The organism is Pseudoalteromonas sp. P80D2, assembly GCF_036680945.1.
Lineage (GTDB): Bacteria > Pseudomonadota > Gammaproteobacteria > Enterobacterales > Alteromonadaceae > Pseudoalteromonas > Pseudoalteromonas shioyasakiensis.
Genome location: NZ_JAZDAR010000047.1, coordinates 13,092 through 38,746 on the forward strand (window position 1 = coordinate 13,092; position 25,655 = coordinate 38,746).

The following is a 25,655-nucleotide window of genomic DNA, read 5'->3' on the forward strand; positions in this document are numbered from 1 at the left end:
TATTTAAGATGAGTAAATTATGGCGATGGTAAAAAAAAGTATCACTGTGACTGCCCAACAAGAAAAATGGATGCAAGCCCAGCTCGCTTCAGGAAATTATGCGAGTGACAGTGAGTTACTTCGAGATTTGATTAGAAAAGAGCAAATGCGAGCTTCTGAAATTGAAGCTATTCGTATGAAATTGATTGAAGCAGAGAAAAGTGGACTCTCAGATAAATCACCAAATCAAATGTTAGCTAGTTTCAAGGAAGAAGCGAGTAAGGATGGGAAGTTATAACCTTATTTAACCCTCATTACATGTCGTTTCTAATCCAAGCTCGTTCATTAGGGTAGTCGACTATTACTCTCAAGTACTGTAGTGCTGATCCCCCTAGCGCACCATCAATTTGTTTGTCCATCATTGAAGACATAAATTGATGAAAATTATTATCTTCTCTCCGAGTAAACCAAACAGGGCCCACCACTTTATTTGCTATTTTTAGCTCTGGCACTCTGATCATTGACTGTTTAGATAACAAACATGCTTTTTCTATCACCGTCCATTCAGGATGAGATTTCACCCAATTGTCAAATATGGACGCAGTGATAAAAGAGGTTGCAACTTTTTCACCGGATAAATTAAGTTGCTCAAGAGCTTCATTTGAAGGCCAAGCAGAAGCGCCCGTATCGAATAACATTGGAATCGTTACACCATCTACCGATATATTAATGCTCGGAAAACCTAACGTATAATTACCTAATTCATTCTTTTGGAAACCTAGAGGTACTTCTGAGAAGTTATTGGTTTCAGGTAGGTTGGATAAAATTGTGATGCTTTTATCTAGGTAATTAAAATCGATGATTTTTTCAGCATGCCACCTGCCGCCTAGGGTGCCATCCAACTTATTAGATGAATTTATTTCTTTTCTTGGCACTACTTGTAACTGACCTGCCCACCAATTGTTCAGTCCTGCGACGGGTATCCAAGCACTTTTATCAAATTGCGGCATGTCAGTAACTTTAATGACACCGTCTTCTGTTTCTCTACTTTCAACCTTCCATTGATATTTTTCACTGAGTTCTTTTGAAATAGCATTCCAACCACCACCAGTATCGGTGAAAAATTTTACTGTTGTGCCATCACTGAGCTTTGGGGTTAAGTAGATTAAATTATTATCAAATTGACTTGGTAGTTCAGTGGATACGCAAAACAGAGGAGTAATAAGTAGTAAAGCAAATATCAGTTTTTTCAAAATAAACCTTCCAATGGTGATTTGAGTATATTGATGCATTATGTCGATATCTGAGAAATAACTCAAATAACCTAAATAGGTTAAATAAGCATGAAGTAAGTTGATAGTTTTAACTTGCGCGAAATAAATTTTACGCCTACATTAAAGTATTGCACCCTAACAACAGGTATGCACAATCGGCTTATCGCTGACAGCTTAAGGCTTACAGCTTTGTTAAAGTTTTGTCCTACAAAAAAAGCGCAAGCAGTTTAACTGGTTGCGCTTTTTATCTATTTGATATGCCAACGATTAGTGAAGGATACGTGCTCTGATTGTCCCTTCAACTGCACTTAGCTCTTTAAGAGCGACTTCTGATTGGTCTGTATCTACATCAATTACTACGTAACCAATTGATTCGTCAGTTTGTAAGTACTGGGCTGCGATATTAATGCCGTGCTGTGCAAACGCTTGGTTAATTTGCGTTAGAACACCTGGGCGGTTGTGGTGCACGTGTAATAAACGGCTGCGGTTTGCAAGCTCAGGCAGTGATACTTCAGGGAAGTTAACTGCCGTAATGGTTGAACCATTATCTGAGTACTTAGCAAGTTTACCTGCTACTTCAATACCGATATTTTCTTGTGCTTCTTGTGTTGAACCACCAATATGCGGAGTCAGAATCACGTTATCGAACTCGCGCAGCGGTGATACGAACTCTTCATCATTTGATTTTGGTTCTACAGGGAACACGTCGATTGCAGCGCCGCTCAGCTTTTTATCACGCAGTGATTCTGCTAATGCATCGATATCAACAACAGTGCCACGAGAAGCATTGATCAAGATGGCGCCTTGCTTCATTACTTCAAGCTCAGCCATACCAATTAGGTTCTTCGTTTGCGGTGTTTCTGGTACGTGTAAGCTAATAACGTCAGCACGTTGTAGTAACTGAGTTAGGTTATGAACTTGTGTTGCATTACCCAGCGTTAGCTTGTCTTCGATATCGTAGAACTCAACGTTCATACCGATATTTTCAGCCATGATACCTAGCTGTGTACCAATGTGGCCGTAACCAATAATACCTAACGTTTTACCACGTGCTTCAAATGAACCGTTGGCTGATTTTAACCAACCACCGCGGTGTGCTAGGGCATTACGCTCTGGAATACCACGAAGTAATAATAAGATTTCACCAAGTACTAATTCTGCTACAGAGCGGGTGTTTGAGAATGGTGCGTTAAATACTGCAATACCACGTTCACGAGCACCTTGTAGGTCGACTTGGTTAGTACCGATACAGAAGCAGCCGATTGCGACTAGCTTTTCAGCTGCTTCTAATACCGCTTCATTAATATGAGTGCGAGAACGAAGGCCTACAAAGTGCACATCTTTAATGCGCTCAATGAGCTCGTCTTCAGGTAAGGATGTTTTTACGTAATCAATATTACTGTAGCCATTACGCTTAAGCGTTTCTACAGCACTTTGGTGCACGCCTTCCAGCAAGAGAATTTTAATTTTGTCTTTTGCTAACGATACCTTACTCATATCCTCATTCCTATTTACTTTATTTGCGGCCCATTTTTGGTGCCGATAATGACTTTATCTGCGCCGCGATGGGCAAATAAGCCGTTTGTTACTACACCAACAATCTGGTTGATTGTTAGTTCTAATTCTTTGGCGTTGCTGATGTCTAAATTGTGCACGTCTAATATGACGTTACCGTTATCTGTCACAACACCCTCACGGTAAACAGGGTCACCGCCCAGTTTTACTAGTTCACGAGCTACATAGCTGCGTGCCATTGGGATCACTTCAACCGGCAGTGGAAATGCGCCTAATGTTGTAACTTCTTTAGATTCATCAACAATACAAACAAATTGTTTTGCTACCGCTGAAACGATTTTCTCGCGTGTCAGCGCTGCACCACCGCCTTTGATCATCTCATTGTGTGGGTTGATTTCGTCTGCGCCATCAACATACACATCAAGGCTTGATACATCGTTTAGTTCGAATACTTCAATACCCAGTGCTTTTAACTTTTCAGTTGAAGCCTCAGAGCTTGAAACTGCACCAGTAATGGTGTCTTTTACTGTATCAAGTGCATCAATAAAGTGATTCACTGTAGAGCCTGTACCTACACCAACAATGGTATTTTCATTTACAAACTCTAGGGCTGCCCAGGCAGCGGCTTTTTTTAATTCATCTTGCGTCATAATTATGTGCTCAGTTAGCTGTCAGAGAGGGCCTATAGTATACAAACAGTTTGCTTACCATTGGTAGATTTTCTCTGGGGTTATAATGTGTTTTAACGGTACATCCCACGATTCAATTGGCAATGCTGAAACATGCTGACATTGATGGGCAAGGCCTATCAAAATCGGTTTTTGCCAGTTTTCTTGGTAATACCGAGCCAACGTTTTGTCATAAAACCCACCGCCCATTCCTAAACGGTTACCTTGATCATCAAATGCCACTAATGGCATAAGTAAAATATCAAGCTTGTCTAAAGGACATATTTGACTGCAATTCAACTTGGGCTCCAAGATACCATAGCGGTTTGCAGTCATGGGTGAATTTTCTTCATACCTCTGAAAGTATAAAGTTGTGCCATTGAAGGGGTGGATGATAGGCAGATATAAATGCTGTTCTTGCATCCATAATTCTTTAATTAACAAAGAAGTGTCTAATTCACCATCACTGCTGAAATAAATGCCAATATGGGCATTTTTAGGTGTTTTTAGCGATTTTAGGTGTTGAGTAAAATTCACTTTTAGCGCAATTGCTGCATTTTTTTGTTGTTCAACAGTCAGTGAATTGCGCTTTTTTCGAATAGATTGTCTGATTTCTGCTCGTGTGTTGCTCATGTCAATATTAGTGTTAACTTTCTAAAAAGGAGAAAAGTTCAGGAAAAAGCTCCACTACACCCAAAATGATCAATAACACAATGACCATTGCAATAAGCGAATAGAGTAGGGTGTTTGAGCGTTTTTTAACAGGCTCTGTTAATTCGTCTTCAAGTAGCAAGTCATCTTCTTGCCAGCTATCGTCGCTATCAGCAACGCTATTATTTTCAAGCTCAGGTAAACGTTGCTCTAAGTCATCAAGTTTTTCTTCTAGGCGAATAAGACTACTGGTGATGTAATCTAGGGCATCAAAAATACGTTCTTCACGCTCTTTGGCCTGTGCGGCTGTATTGCTTGGTTGGCTGCCGGTGGCTGCTTGGTTAATCGGTTGGAGCTTGGCTTTAATGCCAACACTGGCGAGTAACTTTGCTTGTTTTAGTGCTTTATCTTGCTCGCTTGGTGCAAATAATGGCTTATGCTCAAACAGGGTCGCAACTTTATCTGTTGTAGTTTTTAGTTTTGCAGCTAGTTGCTCTGTTGCTTGTGCTTGGTCGACACCGGCTTCAAGCCCTGCAAACATAACGCGAAATTTTTCTGCCATTTGCTGATTATCCAAATCCTTAAATCAATGACTTGAGTATATACCCAAAAAGATTAGCGTAAAAACAAAAGCCCGTATAAAACGGGCTTTTTCTGTTATGGTTTTGCAAATACGCTGTTTAGTATTTTGCAGCTTTACCTTCGGCAGGCAGTGATTTAAGGATAAAATCACGTAAGTCATTATTTGATGACTCAAGATCAGCATGACGTAAATACATCATGTGACCACTGCGATAGCCTTTAAAGCTTAAGCGATCTTTCATTTTGCCACTTGGATCTAACTGCCACATTGTGTATTTAGCATCAAAGTAGTTTGTAGCACCATCGTAGTAGCCAGATTGAATCATCACGTTTAAGTATGGGTTTTGTGCCATTGCTAAACGTAAGTTTTCACCTGTGTTGTTGCCTGAGCGATCCCAAGGGTGAACATTACCAAATAGGTTATATTTGATATCGGTTTTGTAATTAAGCTCTTCACGTAGGTAATAGTTAATCGCTGGCGTGAATGAGTGTAACCATGAAGTAAGCTCAGCCCAGTAATCAGGTGACTCACCTGCATCACGCTTGTCGATTCCTAGGTAGCGAGAATCTAAACGGCCCACAGTTTGGCCGCGCTCGCGTAATAGCTCTTTCCAGAAGAAGTTATTTGGAATATCAAGGTTATTTTGCTCAACAAACTTCTCAGATAAACCTGCGTATTTTGCTGCTTGCTTGATGATGGCACGTTTTTCATCAGCAGGTAAGAAACCACCTTTAGCAATTGCAGGTAAGAACTTATTCACTGTGAATTGTTCAACTTCAGGTAATAACTCGTCTAAGTCTTTTGCTTGTAAATCTGCGCTAAGGGCTTTGTGGTACCAAGCGGTTGCTGCAAAGTAAGGTAGGCGGTTAGCAGCTTCTACCGGGCCTTCACGTTTAATACCAATTTCAGTTGGTGATACTAAGATAACGCCGTTGATATACATCCATTGGCGATTTTGTAATTCATGAGCAAGACCAGAAACACGAGTCGTACCATAGCTCTCACCAATTAAGAACTTAGGTGAACGCCAACGCTCGTTGCGAGAAACAAAGGTGTTTAACCATTCTGCTAAGTATTTGATGTCAGCGTTAACACCAAAGAACATTTTTTGTTGGTCTGACTTACTTGGCAACTCACCTTTTTCATTTTCAAGAACGCGCGAGTAACCGGTGTTAACTGGGTTAATATAAACAATATCAGCTACGTCTAAAATTGAGTAAGGGTTATCTTTTACGCCATAAGGTTGAACAGGGTAACCTTCGTCATCAATTTTTAATACACGTGGTCCAGTATAAGCAAGGTGCATCCATACTGACGCAGAACCTGGGCCACCATTAAACGAAAAAACTAAAGGGCGTTTTGTTCTATCGTCTACTTTATCGCGGGTATAATAAGTATATTGCAGCGTTGCAACGGCATCACCTTGCTCATTCCAAACTGGCTGCGTGCCTGTGGTTGCGGTATATGAAAAGCGCTCACCATTAATGCGGGCTTTGTGCTCTGTTACCACTTTGCTGTCAACGTCAATACGACGTCCGTTATCAGCAAAGCTTGGAGTACTGAAGGTCAGTGTTAGTGCTGTCACTGACAAGCCAATAAAACTAACTAGTTTCATGTTGATTCCTTATTATTCGAATTGCAGCTATTAAAAAGTAAAGCAAACTCGATGACAAACTAATGAGACTAGTGACCAATATTAGCTGTTAAACAGAAAAATAACCGAAAATGCTGAGCTGGTTACAAAAAAGTGCATTTTTTTAGCAAAGATATTTTGCTTAATTATTTAGCTAGATTAAAAAATGGCGTATATTTAGCGTGTTTATAATCTGTGTACACGTGCTTAAGAAAGAGAAGTTGCAATGCAAAGAGTATTAGTAGTTGAAGACAGTAAAGTAGTACAGCAAGTGTTACGTCACCTCGCTGCTCACTATTTAGATGTGGCTGTCGACTTTGCGTGGTCTTTAAAAGAGGGCGTCTCTTTAATTTCTGAGCACGATTACACTTTAGCTTTAGTCGATTTAACGCTACCTGATGCGATGAATGGCGAAGTAGCTAAATACACCTTATCAAAAAACATCCCGACCGTTGTTCTAACATCAAAAATTGATGAATACATTCGCCAGCAAATGTTAGAGCTTGGTGTGGTTGATTATGTGGTTAAAGATAACCGTGACTCATACCATTATGCGATCAAACTTGTTGCACAATTACTTAGAAACGATGGTAGTAAAGCGCTGGTGGCTGATGACTCAGTACTAAGTCGCACTTTAATGAAGCAAATGCTCGAAAAGCAGTTGTTTGATGTACGCGATGCTCAAGATGGTGAACAAGCATTACAAATGCTTAAAGACGATCCTGAAATCAAGCTACTACTTACTGACTATGCAATGCCAACAATGGATGGTTTTGAGCTCGTTAAAGCGGTGCGTAATTTCCGCGGCCGTGATGATTTAGCTATTATCGGTTTATCAGGTGCCGGTAAGCATGGTTTATCGGCGCGTTTTATTAAATACGGCGCTAACGACTTTTTAACTAAGCCGTTTATGAATGAAGAGTTTCATTGCCGTGTTATGCAAACCATGGAGCAGCTTGCTTTAATAGCCGATATAAAAGAAAGCGCATACCGCGACCATTTAACTGGCTTGCATAATCGTCGTTATTTTTATCAATACGCAGAAAAACTGCTTAAAAATGTTGAGCAAGAAAACGTATTGGCTTTGCTTGATATCGACTTCTTTAAAAATGTGAACGACCAGTTTGGTCACGAAGCGGGTGATCAGGCGCTAAAACAAGTGTCTTCATTTTTAAAGACTAAGTTTGATGACTTCACTATCGCGAGAATCGGCGGCGAAGAATTTGCCGTGGTACTGCATAATATGGACTTAGCTAAGGCCGAATCAAGGCTCAATACCTTCAGAGAGCAGTTAGCAAGCCATGCCTTTTCAATTAACGGTGAGCCATACTCATTAACCATGAGTATTGGTATGACCCAATTCCAAAAAGTATCGCTTACAGCTGCGATGCGCATTGCTGACAAGGCCTTATATCAAGCCAAACAGCAAGATCGGAACTGCTTAGTTAAACTATAGTTGTGCTAATTGCACCAGCGCTGGTTAATTGTTAAAAAAATGCACCAATAGGGTGCATTTTTTTTGTGCAAAAACCAATTTTTATTTTTAAGTTATTGAAAATAAGTAATAAAAAATAGTGGCACAAAGGTTGGATTGTATAAGCCAACAGGATAACAATAAGCGTCCGAAGGGGGCCACTATGAAAATGATTAGTGCAATAATAAAGCCATTCAAACTTGATGATGTACGTGAAGCATTGGCTGATTTAGGCATTGAGGGGATGACAGTTGTCGACGTTAAAGGCTTTGGCCGTCAACGTGGTCATACTGAGCTATATCGTGGAGCTGAATACCAAGTCGATTTTATTCCAAAAATCAAACTTGAAATTGCAACTCGTAGCGAAAATTGTCAACGCGTTGTTGAAACCATCACAAAAATTGCTTCAACAGGCAAAATTGGTGACGGCAAAATTTTTGTTTACGACTTAGACCAAATCGTTCGTATCCGTACGGGCGAACTTGATGAAGAAGCAATTTAAGGGGGAATTATGGAAAACACTATCGTAGAGTTGAAGTTCTCACTCGACACTTTTTACTTTTTAATGTCGGGTGTTTTAGTAATGTGGATGGCGGCTGGTTTCGCTATGCTTGAAGCAGGTTTAGTTCGTGCAAAAAATACAACAGAAATCCTAACTAAAAACGTTGCACTATTTTCTATTGCCTGCACTATGTTCTTATTAGTGGGTTACAACATCATGTATGTTGATAACGCAGAAGGTGGTTACATCCCTTCATTTGGCGCATTAATCGGCACTCAAGCTGCTGATGCGGATCACTCTTTAGAGTCTGATTTCTTCTTCCAAGTTGTGTTCGTAGCAACAGCTATGTCAATCGTATCTGGTGCGGTTGCTGAGCGTATGAAGTTATGGGCATTCTTAATTTTCACTGTTGTTTTAACTGGTTTCATCTACCCAATCGAAGGTTACTGGACTTGGGGCGCAGGTTTCTTATCTGAAATGGGCTTTGTTGACTTCGCTGGTTCTGCAATCGTTCATGGTGCAGGTGCAGCAGCAGCGCTAGCAGGTGTGCTTTTCCTAGGTGCTCGTAAGGGTAAATACGGTAAAAACGGTGAAATCTACCCAATTCCTGGTTCTAACTTACCGTTAGCAACTCTAGGTACATTAATCCTTTGGATGGGTTGGTTCGGCTTTAACGGTGGTTCACAGCTACTTGTTTCTGACGCTGAAAACGCAACAGCGGTTGGTAAAATCTTCTTAAACACTAACGCAGCAGCAGCGTGTGGCGCAATCGCAGCACTATTCGTATGTAAAGTGTTATGGGGTAAAGCTGATTTAACTATGGTTCTTAATGGTGCACTAGCAGGTCTAGTAACTATCACTGCAGAGCCTGCATCTCCAACGCCATTACTTGCTTGTTTACTTGGTCTATTAGGTGGTTCACTGGTTGTATTTAGCATCGTTGCTCTTGATAAAGCGAAAATCGATGACCCTGTAGGTGCTATCTCTGTACACGGTGTATGTGGTGCATTAGGTATCATGTTAGTACCACTTTCAAACTCTGATGCAACCTTTGTTAATCAATTAATTGGCTTAGTATGTATCTTAGGATTTGTGTTCATCGCGTCATCAATCGTATGGGCAATCCTGAAAAATACCATGGGTATCCGTGTTACCGAAGAAGAAGAACTAAACGGTATGGATCAACATGACTGTGGTATTGATGCTTACCCTGAGTTTGTATCAGTTCGCAGTAACTAATCTTGGTGCGTGCAAATAGCACGCCCATAACAATATCATTGTGTGTTCAAATCAAAGCTCTACTTAGGTAGGGCTTTTTTGCGTTTAAATAAGTCTTTTCTGATAGGCGAAATCGCTATTTTTTGACTATGCTTAATGTTCATTTCTAACAAGGAAAAACGATGGATAACAAACTCTTGCTTATAATTATTTCGCTGTTTTTACCGCCTGTTGCGGTATTTTTAAAAGCGGGCGCAGGTAAAGACTTAGTGATTAACATTATTCTATGCTTTATCTTCTTTATACCTGCTGTGATCCACTCACTCTGGTTGTGTACACGCTAAACGAGTTTAAGTGACTGTTAATTTTACAGGTGTTAATATTGCGCTGTTCAAGGCGTAATCCTGTAAAATTAACTGACCAATAGCGAACTCAATGGCTGATAAAAAAACTCCTGCAAAAAAATCGTCTAGTAAACCGAAGGCGACATCAAAAAAAACTACCGCTAAGCGCTCACGCGCACCTCAAGGGCCAGCTAAAGCTAGTGTATTAAGAAAACTTTGGTCAATTTTTTGGAAGCTTTCACTTGCTGTGATTGTTGCCATGGTGCTGTATCTAATTTATTTAGATGCAAAAATTACTCGCCAATTTGAAGGCAATAAATGGCAGTTACCTGCACAAGTGTATGCTCGTGCAATGAGCTTTTATCCTGGGCAGTATTTGTCTCAGCAAGAGGTTATTTGGGAGTTAAACCGTTTAAATTATTCATCTGTAAATAAGCTAAGCCGTACAGGCCAGTATGTTAAATCAGCTAACAGTATTAAAGTGTACCGCCGTGAATTTGAATTTTATGATGGCCTTGAAGATTCACAAGTGATTGAGCTGCGTTTTTCAGGGCAGAAATTAGCAACCATCAAAGATAAATTTGGTCGTCGTTTAAATAGCGCTCGATTAGAGCCTGTTCAAATAGCTCGCATTGGTAATGATTCAAAACAAGACCGCGAGTTTGTGCCGCTAGATAAATTTCCGCCGATGCTAAAAGACACTTTACTGGTGGTTGAAGATCGTAATTTCTATCAACACCATGGCGTATCTGTGTGGTCAATTATGCGCGCTTTATACAGCAATATTAAAGCCGGACGTACAGTGCAAGGGGGCAGTACCTTAACCCAGCAATTAGCAAAGAATATATACCTTACCCGTGAGCGTTCACTGGTACGTAAGTTCAATGAAGCGCTTATCGCTCTGATATTAGATTACCGCTACAGCAAAGATGACATTTTAGAAGCTTACCTCAATGAAGTGTATTTAGGTCAGTCTTACAATCAAGGCGTTCACGGTATGGGTCTTGCCGCTGAGTTTTATTTTTCAAAGCCTGTGGATGAGCTTGAATACGACCAAATTGCGCTATTAGTGGCTATGGTTAAAGGTCCTTCATATTACAACCCACGTCGTTATAGTGAGCGTGCAATGGAGCGTCGTGATCTAGTACTGCGCTTAATGGTTGAAAATAAATTGATTGATACCCGTGAATACCGTGCGGCATTAAAGCGTCCAATTGATATTGCACCAATGAAAGACAGTCTGCAAAAGTCGTATCCGGGTTACTTAGAATTAGTTAATCGAGAATTAAAGCGCCTGCTACCTGATCAGCAAGTGTTAGATGCCGGGGTGCGTGTATTCACCTATTTTGACTTACAAAAGCAAACGGCCATGGAAGAGTCGGTTGAGGCAAGTTTACCTTATCTAGAAAGACGCCCTAAAACAGAAGAGCTTGAAGCGGCGATGATCTCTGTCAACGTTGAAAAGGGTGGGGTGTCGGCATTAGTTGCGGGCCGTGACGTACGTTATTTTGGTTTTAACCGTGTACTTGATACCAAACGTAATATTGGTTCACTCGTTAAGCCTGCCGTTTATTTAACAGCATTTGAAAGTGGTCAGTTTAATGTTGCCACCTTGGTGGATGACTCTCCGCTGCAAGTGACTAATGAGCAGGGGAAAGTTTGGCAACCAGAGAACTTCGACAAGCAGTTCCGCGGCCCTATGCCACTATACAAAGCATTTAGTAACAGTATTAATATTCCTGCGGTTAACACTGGCCTTGATGTTGGAGTTGATAAAGTAGCTGATACCTTAAAGCGTTTAGGTGTAGAAGGGCGTATTGATCAATACCCGTCATTACTTTTAGGTGCACTTGAGCTTTCAAGCTTTGAAGTAGCGCAGCTATATACAACCCTTGCTGCTGATGGTCAGTACCGCGAATTAACGTCTATTTCAGCACTGACTGACTCAGTAGGTAAGGTGCTTTATAAACATGATGTCAGCTCACAAAAACGTTTTGATGATGCATCAATTTACATGACTAAGTACGCAATGAAGCGCGTGACAAAAGATGGTACAGCAAAGCGTTTAAACGCCCACTTCCCATCAATTCAACTTGCAGGTAAAACAGGCACTAGTAATGATTTACGCGATAGCTGGTTTGCAGGTTTTGACCAAAATACCGTAACTGTTGCATGGATTGGTCGCGACGATAACAAGAGCACAGGTTTAACGGGCAGTGTTGGCGCACTAGAAGCTTACATTCGTTACCTTAAACCACTCAACCCTGAAGCCATAGCGGATACTCGCCCTGCTTCTATTCGTTGGGCATTCATTAATGAAGAAACTGGTCTGCAAGCGCCTCCTGGTTGCGGCAAAGTGGTGCAGCTACCCATTCGTGCCAGTGAGTTTGAGCCTAGACCAACTTGCGTTAGAGATTAACATCACTAACTCGCATTAATACTTAAATAAACGAATTGGCAAAGAATAAAAAAAGCCCCAGCATTGAAAAATGCTGGGGCTTTTTATTAACTTGCTTAACGCTTATTAAAGCTTCGCGAATGCGCGCTCTGCTGCTGCAATGGTGTCGTTGATCTCTTTTTCAGAGTGCTCAGCGCAAACAAAGCCTGCTTCAAACGCCGAAGGAGCTAGGTAAACACCTTCTTCTAGCATTAAATGGAAGAACTTTTTGAAGCGCTCTAAATCACACTCAGTCGCTTGTTGGTAGCTAGTTACTTTTTCTTTATCAGTAAAGAAGAAACCGTACATACCACCTGCGTAGTTTGTTGTAAGTGCAATGCCTGCTTTTTTAGCTGCGGCTTCAAAGCCTTCACAAATTGCTTTGCTCTTTGCTTCAAGTTCATCGTGCAGGCCTTCAGCACTTAATAGCTCTAAAGATTTTAAGCCGGCAGCCATAGCAATTGGGTTACCTGATAATGTACCCGCTTGATAAACTGGGCCAACAGGTGCGATGTAATCCATGATTTCTTTCTTACCACCAAAAGCACCTACTGGCATACCGCCACCGATCACTTTACCTAAACACGTTAGGTCTGGCTTGATGTTGTAGTAAGCTTGTGCGCCGCCTAAAGCAACACGGAAACCTGTCATTACTTCATCAAAAATAAGTACAGATTTGTATTCATCACACACCTCACGTAAACCTTCTAAGAAGCCAGGTACAGGTGGAATACAGTTCATGTTGCCAGCAACTGGCTCAACGATGATACAAGCGATTTCGTCAGCGTATTTTGCGAAAATTGCTTTTACTTCATCAAGGTTGTTAAACGACACAGTTAATGTGTGCTTAGCAAAATCTTCAGGAATACCCGGCGAGTTAGGTACACCCATAGTCAGTGCGCCTGAACCTGCTTTTACTAGTAGTGAGTCAGCATGACCATGGTAACAGCCTTCAAACTTTAAGATTTTGTCACGGCCAGTGAAACCACGTGCTAAGCGAATTGCACTCATTGTTGCTTCAGTACCTGAGCTTACCATACGTACTTTTTCGATTGATGGTACTAGCTCTTTTACTTTTTCGGCCATTAAGATTTCAGTTTCGGTTGGCGCACCATAGCTTAAGCCATTTTCAACGGCTTCTAATACCGCTTGTTTAATAGCTGGGTGGTTGTGACCCATGATCATTGGTCCCCATGAACCAACGTAATCGATATAACGGTTACCATCAGCATCAAAGGTAAAAGGACCTTCTGCTTTAGTGATGAATAAAGGAGTACCGCCAACGCCATTGAAGGCACGAACTGGTGAGTTAACACCGCCTGGGATTGATTCTTGCGCGCGATTAAAAAGATCTTGGCTAATTGTCATGAATAGTCCTATTTGGTTGTCACGTTAAATGAGTTGGTTTGCAAGGGCTCAAAGAGCCCACACGAAGTAGCTTAGCTATTACGTTTACGGCTAAACCAAGGCACGTCGACTTCATATTGCTCAACTTTGTCGGCAACATCTAAGGTTAGAGCAAACAACGCCATGCGAATTAACACGCCATTTTGCACTTGGCGGAAAATTGCTAGGTTGTCGTTGCTATTTAAATCGTTATCTAGCTCGTTTGCTTCTAAACGGCTGTCACGAGGAAGTGGGTGCATCAATACAGAGTTAGGCTTACAGTGTGCGTTGTAAATAGCCTGACTGATACGGAAACCACCACGGTATTTGTTAGCTTCTTCTTGAGAAGGGAAGCGCTCTTCTTGGATACGGGTTTGATAAACAATATCGGCGGCCAAGTTGCCTTCCATTTTATCTACTACTTGAATTTTATGACCTGCGTTATCAACAGCATCTAAAATGTAGTCTGGCATTTGTAAGCCATCAGGTGCCACCATAGAGAATTTAACGTCTTTATAATGGCAAAGTAATTTAGATAAAGAGTGCACAGTACGGCCGTATTTTAAATCACCTACTAGGGCAATATGCATACCGTCGATACTTTGGTTGAAACGACCTAGCTCACGTTCAATCGTTAGTAAGTCTAGTAAGGCTTGTGTTGGGTGCTCATTCGGGCCGTCACCGCCATTAATCACTGGCACGTCACACCCGGTGGCAAACTCAGCAACAGAGCCTGCGTCAGGGTGGCGCATTGCGACTGCATCTGCATACGCTGAGATCACGCGTGCGGTATCATACAAAGATTCACCTTTTGCAAGCGCTGAGCTTTGCATGCCCGTTGTTTCACGAACCAAACCACCTAGTAAGTTAAATGCAGTACCAAAACTTACGCGAGTACGCGTGCTTGGTTCAAAGAACAAGTTCGCTAAAATTGCGCCCTCTAAAACATTGGTGCGCTTTTGCTTTTTAGCATAAGGCTCCATTTTCTTAGCAACTGCAAAAATACGTTCAATACAATCTCGATCAAGCTGATTGACCGACAGGATATTTTCACCTTGGAAACTTAGCATGGGGTTTGTTCCTAATCACATTTATAGGGCGCTGGCACTCGGTATGGGAGGCCGCATAAATTTGCGCAGTACTATAGCAAATTTTTAGCGTTCACAGCAGCAAATTATAAGTTAGGTTTAATAATTGCCAGTGCCACTATAGCTAAAAGGATGAGTACCGGAACTTCATTAAAAATACGGTAAAAGCGATCGCTACGTGTATTGCGGTCATGCTTAAAGTCAGCCAGTAATTTAAAGCAATAGCCGTGGTAGATATAGAGAATAATCACTAGCACCAGTTTGTAGTGCAGCCACATGCTGTATCTAAACCAGTCTCGACCATATTCAAAAATGGTCAGTACGCCAAACACCAATGTTAAAATGGCAAACGGCGTCACAAAAAACAGTAAGCGGCGTTCCATTACTTTCAGCATTGAGTTACAGGCTTTTTCTTCACTCATTGCGTGGTAAACAAAAAGACGTGGCAGGTAAAAAATACCGGCAAACCAAGCAATCATAAAAAATACGTGGAAGGTTTTATAAACTAATAGCGCAGTCATTTAAGCATCCATTTTAATTGTTATAACAAACTGTTGCGTATGGTAAGGATATGTCTGATTTGGTCCCAACGCAAAAGGCCCATAATCTGTTGGTTATCAAGCAGGTTGTAAATATACACAGCACCGCTGCGTTTATCTTTTAATATGTCAAAAGCATCGGCTAATGTTGCTTGGCTACTAAGGCCGGCAAGGCTGACATATTTGATATTACTTTCTTGATCAGACATCAGGCTTAAATCATATTCAGCAAGACGATAGCCATTCTCTTCATCATGAACAATCAGCGGGGTTTGGCTATCGAGGGCATCGAGCGACTCTTTAATTTGTTGTTTGTCGTCACTGTAAAGCAGCTTGAACTGCTCATCCATTTCATCCATCACACCTACTTTTTGTAATGCTTCGGTAGCAGGCGATATTTGATACTCAAGCCCTTGGAAATCGAGTTGTTGCATGAAAATAGAGCGGTTACCAAAAAACTGTAGTGCTGTAACATAAGCCGTTGAGATCACCAGCATGGCTGGCACAATAATCTCGGGGCTTGAGGTCAATTCCATAACTGTAGTAAGCGCAGCCAGTGGTGCGTGTAATGTTGCAGCCAATAACCCCGCCATGCCAAGCATGCTATAAGTCCCTGTGATATCAACACCCGGACTAATGAACTGTGCGAAAAAGGCCATCAAGGTGCCCATTAATACCCCAAGCCCAATAACAGGGCCGATGATCCCACCTGGAATACCTAAACCAATGGCAAATAAGGTGGCGAGTAATTTGGCAATCAAGATGGTTGTTAAAAACTGCACATCATCTGGCGATTCAATAGCAATAGTGATAGCACTCATACCTGAGCCCATTGCATGAGGAACCATATATGCAATTAGGCCAGCTATTAACCCTGCGAGTAATAGACGAGGGAACATACTTAGTGGTTTAAAAGTACGGATTATAAGCATCAAGTTTTGGTTAAATGCATAGGCAACAGCGCCAAGTGCCATACCAAAAATGATTAAAAATGGGTAATGCCAACCACTTAACGGGTTCATGGTAATAAGGGCAAGCTCTGAAGCGTCACCAAATACAAATTGAGTGGCTAATGCGCCGGTAACCGCTGCGAGCATAATGGGCACGAAAATATGCACTTTATATTCCCTAAGTACCACCTCCATAACAAAGATGACGGCTGCCAGTGGGGTGTTAAATGAGGCAGCAATACCGGCTGCAACACCACAACCGGTGAGGGTACGCATTGCATTGTGCGGAAGATGTAATTTATCGGCCAGTAAACTGGCACCTGTTGCACCCATATGTACAGAGGGGCCTTCTCGACCGACCGAAAAACCACTAATAAGGGCTAATGCGCCACCAACAAATTGGTTCACCGTGTTATAAAGCGGCATATGACCATAGTGTTTTTTTATACGGTGAATTACAAATGGAATGCCAAGACGATAATGCTTAAAGCCTGTTAGGGCGGCGAATAAGGCAATTAATAGGGCTGCACCAACTGGCAGTATCATTCGCTCATAGGTTGGTAAAGTGGTGAAGTCATCAGGCTTATCTAAAAATAAGCTTTGAAAAAACATGATTGTGAGGCGAAAAAGTATGATCAACACTGCCGCAATTAACCCTGCACTTACACCAAGTAAGCACAATTGCACAGATGTTTTAGGCTTTGCTAGGCGACGTCTTAGTCTCTCAAGCCACATGCATATTTCCTCACAGCACTTTTGAGCCGCAGTTTAGCAAATCAAATTAACTAAGTCGTTGGGATTTTATAATTTTATCTGCATTTTGGGTAAATCTAGCTAATCTTTGCTGCCATTATTAATTTGCTGCGTTAATTCAGGCAAGCGAGCTGAAATAGCTTTAGATATTTCATCTACCAGTGGGGCATGTTTTTTATGAATAACCGTGTTGATAGCCATTTGCCTTAGTACCACCACTGAAAAGTCTTTTTTAAAGGTAGTTATATCGTTATTGAGCGCAGGATAAAGCGCGTAATCGACACGTCCTTTTTTTAGCATGGTAAGCGTGTGACTTAAATCTTCGTTATGAATGATCTCGGCTTTAATATCAAACTCATTAAGCATTTCTATATCACCAATCGAGCTCATAATTAGGTTGTTAGGGTTGTATAAATTATCTCTATCGCATGGCAGCGACTTTCGACATAGGAGCACTAAGTTAATAACGCCAAGGCTAGGTTCTACGACAATAATATTCTCGAATTTACGCATATTACTTTGTGAGCGCACTATATCGCCGTCAACGATGCCTGCATTTAATAACAATACGCCTCTTCGAGATGGTGTTGCTTGCATCTGGACTTTGATATTTAAATCATTATAAACATCACTCATTAACGCTTTAAATGGTGCTACACGCGGAATATCTATATAGGTTAACAACAGCTTTTTTGGCCGAGAGTAATTTGTTGCAGATAGCTTTGCGCCAGTAAATAAATCATTAAGTAAGGCTATTTTAGCTCGGTTTTCAGGGTCATTCCGTATACCAATCACTAATGGGGAGTCGGTAAACTGAGTTACTATTTTTGGCTCAGGTAGGTTTTGTTGCTCAGCAAAATAGTTAAGTACTTTTGGCGCAGTAATCGCAAAATTAATCTGCTTAGTTTGCATTAAGTGGAATAGCTCTTCATCGTTTGCTGTTTGCACAATGCTGCCAGCATAGGATTGAATCACTTTTTCGACCACACCCGGGTAAATATAAGGCTCAACAACGCCAACTTTGTTCTCATTAAAAAGCTGTTCAAGATTTTCAAAATCTTGTGAATTAGACTGAGTGGTAATGACAGCTAATTGAGAATTTAAAATAGTGGTTGAAGCTATAAAGCCAGGTATCATTTCAGAGGGCCAAGCCGGGTAATAACCCAGGTAGCCGGTTAACTGGGCTTTTTTTATTGCATCTTGCCAAGGTAAATATTCAACTTCGAGGTTTATCGATTTTTTGGCAAGCGTGTCTCTTAATAGAGCAATAGCATCACCGCCATTTTCCATTTTACTACTGGCGTATGGCGGGGCTTCTAAAGAGGTGATTTTCCATGTTTCTTGGTACGTGCTATCAGCAGCTGCAAGCGAGCTGAAAACAAGTACCATAAAATAATAAAAGCGAGTAAGCATGGAAAAAGAATCATTATTAATTGTTTAATAAGTATACGTCTAAATTAGACTTTTTAGCATTATTAATTTGCTTATTTGCAGTTCATAACATTACAACTAAAGCAGTGATGTTTTTGGTCATACATACGCTTATCGGCCATGCTAAGTAATTCATCAAATGATTGCGCATCATCTGGATATAAGGCAAAGCCAACACTCGCTTCTACATGCAAGTCACCATATTCTGATTTTATTGGCGCCTTAATCGCACAGATCAATCGTGATAGTGCACGGTTTATTTGTACTTGGTTTTCTATGTCGGTAACAATAACTACAAACTCATCACCACCAATGCGAGCAACGCAATCGGTTTTTCGAGCGGTGTCTTGTAAGCGTTTAGCAACTTCTATCAGTACTTTATCTCCCACTGCATGGCCATGGGTATCGTTGATTGGCTTAAACTTATCAAGATCAAAATACAGACAACCTACCTTAGAGCCTGTGCGCTCAACTCGGGCAAACTCTTGCTTGATGAATCGCTCAAGCGCGCTACGATTCGCTAAACCTGTTAAATGGTCTGTTTGTGCCAATTGCCTAATTTTCTTCTCTGCTATAACACGCTTCGTGATATCGAAATTAACACCAATCATGCGGTTGCCGTATATTCGCCCATCAGCATTGATATAGCGGGTTTTTCCAGAAGGCAGAACAATTTGAAACTCTGCATGGAATTCTTCACCATTTAAAATTGCGAGTTTCAACTTGTTAGTCACGTCTTCATATTCATCTGGGTGCAAGCTATTTGCCCATGCTGAATAGTCCCCTTTAAATTCTGATTTTGGAATTTCAAATAAGGTATGCATCCAGTCATCCCAAATCAGTTCATTAGTGTCAAAATTCCACTCCCATATACCAATATGAGCCGCATCTGCAGCCATAGACATGCGTTGGTGTAAGCTTTCAAGCTCGGTTTTTGCTTGTTTTAATTCAGTGACATCTTCAGAAACGTCCAATAAATATTGCGCTTTACCATTACTGTCTTTAATAGTGAGCTTCCGTGTCCTTAAGTAATGAGTATTACCATCAATGGTAACTGGCTTTTCCTCTATAGTTAGAGTGTCATCACTTTTCAATACATCGCGATCGGTTTGCACGAAACTAGCTGCCTGTTCATTACTGAAAATATCAAAGTCATTTAAACCGATTAGTTGGTCTTTATTTTTACCGAGGAGTTGCTCACCCGCTTTATTCACATGGCTAAAAGTTAGATGCTCTGCTTCTTTTACAAATAACATGATGGGTAAATTATCGAAAATAGTTTGCGTAAAGGCCTCTTGGTTTCGAATATCAGACAAATCTTTTATTGTCGCCACATAAGGACCTGACTCTTTTTTACCAATAGAGCTGATGGTTAACGTAATAGGAAAACGTTTTTTATTCGCTCGTTGTCCTTTTAAGAGCCGACTGCTACTTTTACCCGCCGTTCTTTTGCTGAGTTGTGAATCTCTGAGGATTTCATCAAGTTCTAACGATCTTTCAGGGATCAGGGTGCGAATATGTTTGCCTATTAAATCATGCGGCTGATAGCCAAAAACATGGATAACAGCCGGGTTTGCAAATTCAATTTTTCCTTCATTATTAAAGCTAATTACCACATCTTGTACGGTATTAAGTACTGCTTTCAGTTTTGCTGATAATAAGCTCCTTGCTCTGAGTTCAACAGTACCCAATACAAACAGACTTAATGCCACCAGAATAAAAATAATAAGTTGTGCTAACGTCGAGTAGTCGTGGGTTGTAACATAGGTGGTGTATTCAGTTTCAAAAACCGACATCGAAATCATGCCAATGTAATGCATTCCCGAAATTGCACTGCCCATTATCAAGGCCACCACTAAGTTCATCCGTGTTTGATGAACCCCTTTGGCAAGTCGAAAATCATTAATTTTTAATGCAATACCTGACAGCACAATAGCGACGATAATAGATAAAGAGAACAACCAAGGCTCATAAGCCATTGTTGCAGGCATCACCATCGCCATCATGCCAACAAAATGCATCGAGCCAATGCCAGCACCCATTAGCACACTTCTAAATAGTAGCCCTTTGTCGGTTTGCAGTGCTGGTGATAGCACGATGTAACTGGCAAACACACTTGGCAATATTGATATCAAAGTAATGCTAATGTTGTATTCAATAGGGATGGGTAAGGTATAAGCAAGCATACCTACAAAGTGCATACCCCAAATTCCTATACCTAAAAAACACGAAGCCATGATGGTCCATATCTGACTTTCATTTTTTAGATAAGAGTGTTTGATTCGAGCAGATAATAAAAAAGAGATATACGAAGCAAATACGGCTGTGAGAATAGAAGCAAACACAAGGAGCAAATCGTATTCAGCTGGAATGACCTGCGCACTGCTTAAATTATCAGTTATAAAATGCAGCTTGAAATGCTCTATCACAATTATCTTCCCTCAGTGCAAACTCATGCCAGCCAAAATGTAGTGCAAATAAACTTTAGTCCAAGGCGAATGGGTTAGCCAGTTACCCTCACCATAATTGAGATGCTCTTCTGGTGATACTTGATTAAAACACTCGGGTATTAGATAATTGCGGCCAATATAGGTTTTGAGGGTTTTGGTATGTCAGATGAGTTGCCAATCAAGTTCAGCGATGCAGCAGCTGTTCGTGTTAAACAGTTAATCGAAGAAGAAGAGAATCCAGATCTTAAACTACGTGTTTATGTAACAGGTGGTGGTTGCTCAGGTTTCCAATATGGTTTTACTTTTGATGAAAAAGCTAACCCTGGCGATTTAGAAATTGTTAAAAATGGTGTAACGCTTGTTGTCGACCCTATGAGTATTCAATATTTAGTTGATGGTACCGTGGATTACACCGAAGGGCTTGAAGGCGCACGCTTTTTTGTTAATAACCCAAATGCAACAACGACCTGTGGTTGCGGAGCCAGCTTCAGCGTTTAAGAATTATTTAAAAAAGCCACTTTATGTGGCTTTTTTATTGCTTTAATTTCTCATAATATCTTGCCTCTGCTAAATTTTACGCATTATTAGAAGGAATTTTGCGTTGCCAAATATAACTACAACAATAGAAAAGAAACCCTATATTTTAGCTATCGCCATTGTTTTGGTGATTGTACTGTGGATGCTATCTGGGGATAGCAAAGCAGATCAAAAAGCACAGCAAAGTGATCAGCAAGTTCAAGAGCGCTTGCCTAAAGTGCAAGTGATGCCGTTGGTCGCTAAGAATATTAATAAAAACCTAACTTTTTATGGAAAATCAGAGCCAGACAAAATCGCGAATATTAGCGCTAGGCAAGCAGGGCAAGTACTCGAAATTTTGGTTGAAGAAGGTCAGTTTGTAAAACAAGAACAGGTTATTTTACGTCTCGATAAATCTGATTTAGCCGCCCAAATTACATCAGCAGAAGCCTTAGTTGCACAGTACCAAACTGAATACGAAGGCGCGCTTAAACTTAATCAGCAAGGTTTACAAAACAAAGTATTGACCATGCAAGCACAAGCTATGTTGCAACAAGCAAAAGCAACTTTGGCAAGCCTTGAATTAAAGCTAGAGCGCACTGAAGTACGTGCTGCTTTTGATGGCGTTATCAACAAACGTTTAGTCGAAATTGGTGATTATGTTGGCATAGGCGACCCTATTTTGCAGCTCGCTGATTTAGACCCGTTAATTGTCAGAGCCGATGCGACTCAAAAAGAAGTGCAAGGCTTAGAAGTTGGGCAAGCTACCTTTGCTCATGTGTTAAATGACAAAACCTATCCGGGTCGAATTCGTTATATTGCCTCTGTTGCTGATGACAGCACCAATACATTTCGCATCGAAGCGGCGTTTGAAAACCCAGGTATGAAATATAAAGCAGGTTTTTCGACTCAGCTTAATATTGAGTTGCCAACTGAGCCTGCCATGTTATTAAGCCCGGCTTTTATGGCCCTAGATGAACAAGGTAATATCGGCGTAAAAGTCGTGAATGACGACAATATTGTAGAGTTTAAGTCGGTAAATTTAGCTAAAAGTACCGAGCAGGGCGTTTGGCTTTGGGGTTTAGGCGAGCAAGCGAATGTTATTACCCTTGGTCAAGGTTTTGTGCGTGCCGGTGACAAAGTTGAGCCTGTGTTTACTGAAGCAACGAGCAACTAAGTATGAAAAACTTAATCGAAGCGTCGTTGACTCACACGCGTACAGTTTTATCTATTTTCATCCTGTTGCTGATCTCGGGGTGGGTGACATATCAAACCATCCCTAAAGAAGCGAACCCCGATGTCACCATTCCCTTTATTTATGTGTCGATTATTCATGATGGTATTTCCCCTGAAGATGCTGAGCGGCTATTAGTTAGGCCGATGGAGATTGAGCTTCGCTCAATTGAAGGCGTAAAAGAAATGTCAGCGGTAGCTAGTGAAGGGCATGCTTCTGTGACCCTTGAGTTTATCGCGGGTATGGATCCCAAAGAAGCCTTAGCTGATGTACGAGATAAAGTTAGTTTAGCCAAGGCAAAGCTGCCTTCTGAATCAGAAGAGCCAGAAGTTCATGAAATCTTGATGGAAGATCAGCAGCCAACAATTACATTAACCTTGTCAGGTGATGCGCCAGAGCGAGGTTTGCTAACCCTTGCCCGTAATCTTAAAGATGAACTAGAAAGCATTTCTAGCGTATTAGAAGTTGATGTAGGTGGTGACCGCGAGGATATGGTCGAAATTGAGGTCGATCCACTGGCGATGATTTCTTATGGCCTTGAACCGAATGACATTATTCAACTGCTATCAAATAACAACCGCTTAGTTGCTGCCGGTACCCTTGATACTGGTAAAGGCCGCTTTGCTGTAAAAATTCCGTCGGTATTTGAGACGATTCAGGATGTGATGGAGCAACCTGTGAAAGTTGTTGGCGATAGGGTGGTGCGTTTTATGGACGTAGCAAAAATTCGCCGAGCATATAAAGACCCAACCTCAATCGCACGTATTAATGGCCGCCACGCGGTTTCGCTGGAAGTAAAAAAACGTGCTGGCGAAAATATTATTGATACGGTCGATCAAGTTAAAAAAGTGGTGAATGAGGCCAAGAAAATTTGGCCTGATCATATACGAGTTGATTACACCGGCGACATGTCAAAAGACGTGAAAATGATGCTCTCTGATCTGCAAAATAATGTGCTGTCTGCTGTATTGTTGGTGGTTATCGTTATTGTGGCGGTACTTGGCGCGCGCACCGCCTTCTTAGTAGGTATTGCCATTCCAGGTTCATTCTTAACCGGGATTTTAGTGATCTCCGTGTTTGGTTTAACGGTGAATATCGTGGTGCTTTTTGCTCTCATCATGGCTGTCGGTATGCTGGTGGACGGTGCAATCGTTGTTAGTGAGTTTGCTGACAGAGCAATGAGTGAAGGCAAACCGCGCAAGGCTGCTTATAAACTGGCTGCTGAGCGAATGGCATGGCCAATCATCGCTTCTACGGCAACGACATTAGCGGCCTTTGCACCGCTAATATTTTGGCCGGGAATGATGGGCGAGTTTATGAAATACTTGCCGATTACGCTTATTGCCACCTTGACTGCGTCATTACTTATGGCATTGGTGTTTGTGCCAACGATTGGTGGATTAATAGGAAAGTCACGGCCGCTCTCTGAACAGCAAAAACAGGATTTAGAGTTAGCAGAGTGCGGCGATTTAACGCAAATCAAAGGGATGCTTGGGCGTTATATTCGAGTGCTTGATTATGCAACAGAGCGCCCTTGGTGGAGCCTAGCTGCTGCAATCGTGTTTTCTATTTTGGTATTCTTTGCATTTGCTGTCTCTAAGTTAGGCGTTGAGTTCTTTCCTGATGTTGAGCCAAATGGCGTTAATATCAAAGTACGTTCTTACAGTGACTTATCTATTTTTGAAAAAGACGTGATCATGAAAGACATTGAGTCACGCATTTTAAAAGTGGAGGGTATTAAAACCTTGTATGCTCGTACTGGCGGTAAAGATCAGGTAGGCACGTTTAGAATGAATCTAAAAGATTGGGATGAGCGTCCACCTGCCGAAGATATAATCAGTCAAGTTAACGAAATCACGGCAAGTTATGCCGGTGTCGAAATCGAACTTCGTAAAGATGAAAACGGCCCCGGTGGTGGCAAAGCGCTAAGTATTGAGCTGAGCTCTCGATTTGTTGATGTGCTTAACAGTGAAGCTAAACGAGTAAGGCAAGCCATCGAAAATGATGGCGCGTTTCGAAATGTTGATGACAGTGCTTCAAAACCAGGTATTGAGTGGCAACTTAAATTGAACCGTTCGGATGCGGCTCGTTTTGGTGCGGATGCCAGTATGCTAGGGGCCAATGTTCAGCTTATTACCAATGGTTTGAAACTGGGTGAATACCGCCCTGATGATGTTGATGACGAGATTGATATTCGCGTACGCTTCCCGCATGACAAGCGAGATTTAGGACGTCTTGAAACGTTGCGTGTAAAAACTATGCACGGGCAAGTGCCAATTAGTCACTTTGTTGAGCGCCAAGCAGCTCCTAAGGTCGATACAATTCGCCGCGTTGATTCTCAGCGCGTTGTTACCGTTAATGCCGACATGAAACCAGGTGAACAACTTGCTAAAGCGTTGCCACGCTTACAAGCGCAACTAGAGGAGCAAGGACTAGATCCGCGCGTGAAAATTAAAGTGCGTGGTGAAACCGAAGATCAAGATGAATCAGAAGCCTTCCTTGAGCAGGCTTTTGTAGTTGCCCTGTTTGTGATGGGTATCATTCTGGTAACGCAATTTAATAGTTTTTATCAAGCATTTTTGATTTTAAGTGCCGTACTGTTTTCAACTGTGGGTGTTTTCTTAGGTTTAATCGTATTACAGCAACCGTTTGGTATCGTGATGTCAGGCATCGGGGTTATCTCGCTTGCAGGTATTGTGGTTAATAACAATATTGTATTGATTGATACCTATAATGTTTTACGTAGCCAAGGTCTTGCTGCAAAAGATGCGATTTTACGAACTGGTGCTCAGCGTTTAAGGCCAGTATTGTTAACGACTGTGACCACCATTTTGGGATTAATGCCGATGGTACTGCAAGTGAATATTGACTTATTTAACCGTCATATTGATTTTGGTGCGCCATCTACTCAGTGGTGGGTGCAATTGGCCACGGCTGTTGCGGGTGGTTTAACATTTGCCACTGTATTAACACTGGTACTTACGCCTTGCTTGTTAATGCTGCGAGATCGTCGTCGGTAATCGGTAAATT

At 41.4% G+C, this 25,655-nt stretch carries 21 protein-coding genes; 9 read left to right on the forward strand and 12 right to left on the reverse strand.

Features of this window, described 5'->3' with window-relative positions; all coding sequences use genetic code 11:
* Window positions 1–19 precede the first annotated feature (19 nt).
* Window positions 20–277, forward strand: coding sequence for a ribbon-helix-helix domain-containing protein (locus VRK28_RS12015; protein ID WP_062566698.1), 258 nt, complete (start codon window positions 20–22; stop codon window positions 275–277).
* A gap of 16 nt (window positions 278–293) precedes the next feature.
* Here VRK28_RS12015 and VRK28_RS12020 read toward each other — a convergent pair whose 3' ends face one another.
* From VRK28_RS12020 to VRK28_RS12045, 6 genes are all read right to left on the reverse strand, one after another.
* Entirely contained in the window at window positions 294–1,232 is a 939-nt protein-coding gene (locus tag VRK28_RS12020) for a hypothetical protein (protein WP_332394003.1), read from the reverse strand.
* Window positions 1,233–1,520: 288 nt separating this feature from the next.
* Window positions 1,521–2,750, reverse strand: a complete 1,230-nt coding sequence (gene serA, locus VRK28_RS12025; protein ID WP_054554254.1) for a phosphoglycerate dehydrogenase — start codon at window positions 2,748–2,750, stop codon at window positions 1,521–1,523.
* A 14-nt stretch (window positions 2,751–2,764) separates the two neighbouring features.
* Window positions 2,765–3,418 (reverse strand): ribose-5-phosphate isomerase RpiA, encoded by a 654-nt coding sequence (gene rpiA / locus VRK28_RS12030; RefSeq protein ID WP_054554255.1) that lies wholly within the window; start codon window positions 3,416–3,418, stop codon window positions 2,765–2,767.
* A 54-nt stretch (window positions 3,419–3,472) separates the two neighbouring features.
* Window positions 3,473–4,069: a 5-formyltetrahydrofolate cyclo-ligase gene (locus tag VRK28_RS12035; protein WP_332394004.1), complete on the reverse strand. Its 597-nt coding sequence runs from the start codon at window positions 4,067–4,069 to the stop codon at window positions 3,473–3,475.
* Window positions 4,070–4,082: 13 nt separating this feature from the next.
* Window positions 4,083–4,649: a hypothetical protein gene (locus VRK28_RS12040; protein ID WP_332394005.1), complete on the reverse strand. Its 567-nt coding sequence runs from the start codon at window positions 4,647–4,649 to the stop codon at window positions 4,083–4,085.
* Window positions 4,650–4,767: 118 nt separating this feature from the next.
* Window positions 4,768–6,285 (reverse strand): S10 family peptidase, encoded by a 1,518-nt coding sequence (locus tag VRK28_RS12045; RefSeq protein WP_054562323.1) that lies wholly within the window; start codon window positions 6,283–6,285, stop codon window positions 4,768–4,770.
* Window positions 6,286–6,529: 244 nt separating this feature from the next.
* On the opposite strand from VRK28_RS12045, the gene VRK28_RS12050 reads away from it, so the two are divergent.
* The 5 genes from VRK28_RS12050 (at window position 6,530) to mrcB (ending at window position 12,260) form a co-directional block, all read left to right on the forward strand.
* Window positions 6,530–7,759, forward strand: a complete 1,230-nt coding sequence (locus VRK28_RS12050) for a diguanylate cyclase (RefSeq protein ID WP_062566702.1) — start codon at window positions 6,530–6,532, stop codon at window positions 7,757–7,759.
* Window positions 7,760–7,940: 181 nt separating this feature from the next.
* Complete coding sequence (locus tag VRK28_RS12055) at window positions 7,941–8,279, forward strand: P-II family nitrogen regulator (protein WP_054554260.1); 339 nt, start codon at window positions 7,941–7,943, stop codon at window positions 8,277–8,279.
* Window positions 8,280–8,288: 9 nt separating this feature from the next.
* Window positions 8,289–9,518: an ammonium transporter gene (locus tag VRK28_RS12060; protein ID WP_332394006.1), complete on the forward strand. Its 1,230-nt coding sequence runs from the start codon at window positions 8,289–8,291 to the stop codon at window positions 9,516–9,518.
* 161 nt (window positions 9,519–9,679) lie between these two features.
* Window positions 9,680–9,841 (forward strand): YqaE/Pmp3 family membrane protein, encoded by a 162-nt coding sequence (locus VRK28_RS12065; RefSeq protein ID WP_082401591.1) that lies wholly within the window; start codon window positions 9,680–9,682, stop codon window positions 9,839–9,841.
* Window positions 9,842–9,932: 91 nt separating this feature from the next.
* Window positions 9,933–12,260, forward strand: coding sequence for a penicillin-binding protein 1B (mrcB, locus tag VRK28_RS12070; RefSeq protein ID WP_272982261.1), 2,328 nt, complete (start codon window positions 9,933–9,935; stop codon window positions 12,258–12,260).
* A 105-nt stretch (window positions 12,261–12,365) separates the two neighbouring features.
* Here mrcB and hemL read toward each other — a convergent pair whose 3' ends face one another.
* From hemL to VRK28_RS12100, 6 genes are all read right to left on the reverse strand, one after another.
* The gene (hemL, locus tag VRK28_RS12075; protein ID WP_054562319.1) at window positions 12,366–13,646 is read right to left on the reverse strand and encodes a glutamate-1-semialdehyde 2,1-aminomutase; all 1,281 of its coding nucleotides are present in this window, start codon (window positions 13,644–13,646) and stop codon (window positions 12,366–12,368) included.
* A 71-nt stretch (window positions 13,647–13,717) separates the two neighbouring features.
* A complete protein-coding gene (locus VRK28_RS12080; RefSeq protein ID WP_054554265.1) occupies window positions 13,718–14,734 on the reverse strand; it encodes an aspartate carbamoyltransferase in 1,017 nt (338 codons plus the stop codon).
* 104 nt (window positions 14,735–14,838) lie between these two features.
* Window positions 14,839–15,273 carry a CopD family protein gene (locus VRK28_RS12085; RefSeq protein WP_063527350.1) on the reverse strand — a complete coding sequence of 145 codons (435 nt, stop codon included), beginning with the start codon at window positions 15,271–15,273 and terminating at the stop codon, window positions 14,839–14,841.
* A gap of 20 nt (window positions 15,274–15,293) precedes the next feature.
* On the reverse strand, window positions 15,294–16,976 hold the full coding sequence (locus VRK28_RS12090; protein ID WP_062566705.1) for a chloride channel protein: 1,683 nt from the start codon (window positions 16,974–16,976) through the stop codon (window positions 15,294–15,296).
* Between the two features lie 99 nt (window positions 16,977–17,075).
* The gene (locus VRK28_RS12095; protein WP_332394007.1) at window positions 17,076–18,407 is read right to left on the reverse strand and encodes a transporter substrate-binding domain-containing protein; all 1,332 of its coding nucleotides are present in this window, start codon (window positions 18,405–18,407) and stop codon (window positions 17,076–17,078) included.
* 71 nt (window positions 18,408–18,478) lie between these two features.
* Window positions 18,479–20,662, reverse strand: coding sequence for a diguanylate cyclase domain-containing protein (locus tag VRK28_RS12100; RefSeq protein WP_332394008.1), 2,184 nt, complete (start codon window positions 20,660–20,662; stop codon window positions 18,479–18,481).
* A 372-nt stretch (window positions 20,663–21,034) separates the two neighbouring features.
* On the opposite strand from VRK28_RS12100, the gene erpA reads away from it, so the two are divergent.
* From erpA to VRK28_RS12115, 3 genes are all read left to right on the forward strand, one after another.
* Window positions 21,035–21,373 (forward strand): iron-sulfur cluster insertion protein ErpA, encoded by a 339-nt coding sequence (gene erpA / locus VRK28_RS12105; protein WP_036966451.1) that lies wholly within the window; start codon window positions 21,035–21,037, stop codon window positions 21,371–21,373.
* 103 nt (window positions 21,374–21,476) lie between these two features.
* Window positions 21,477–22,568, forward strand: a complete 1,092-nt coding sequence (locus tag VRK28_RS12110) for an efflux RND transporter periplasmic adaptor subunit (RefSeq protein WP_062566708.1) — start codon at window positions 21,477–21,479, stop codon at window positions 22,566–22,568.
* Between the two features lie 2 nt (window positions 22,569–22,570).
* The gene (locus VRK28_RS12115; RefSeq protein ID WP_062566709.1) at window positions 22,571–25,645 is read left to right on the forward strand and encodes an efflux RND transporter permease subunit; all 3,075 of its coding nucleotides are present in this window, start codon (window positions 22,571–22,573) and stop codon (window positions 25,643–25,645) included.
* Window positions 25,646–25,655: the final 10 nt, after the last annotated feature.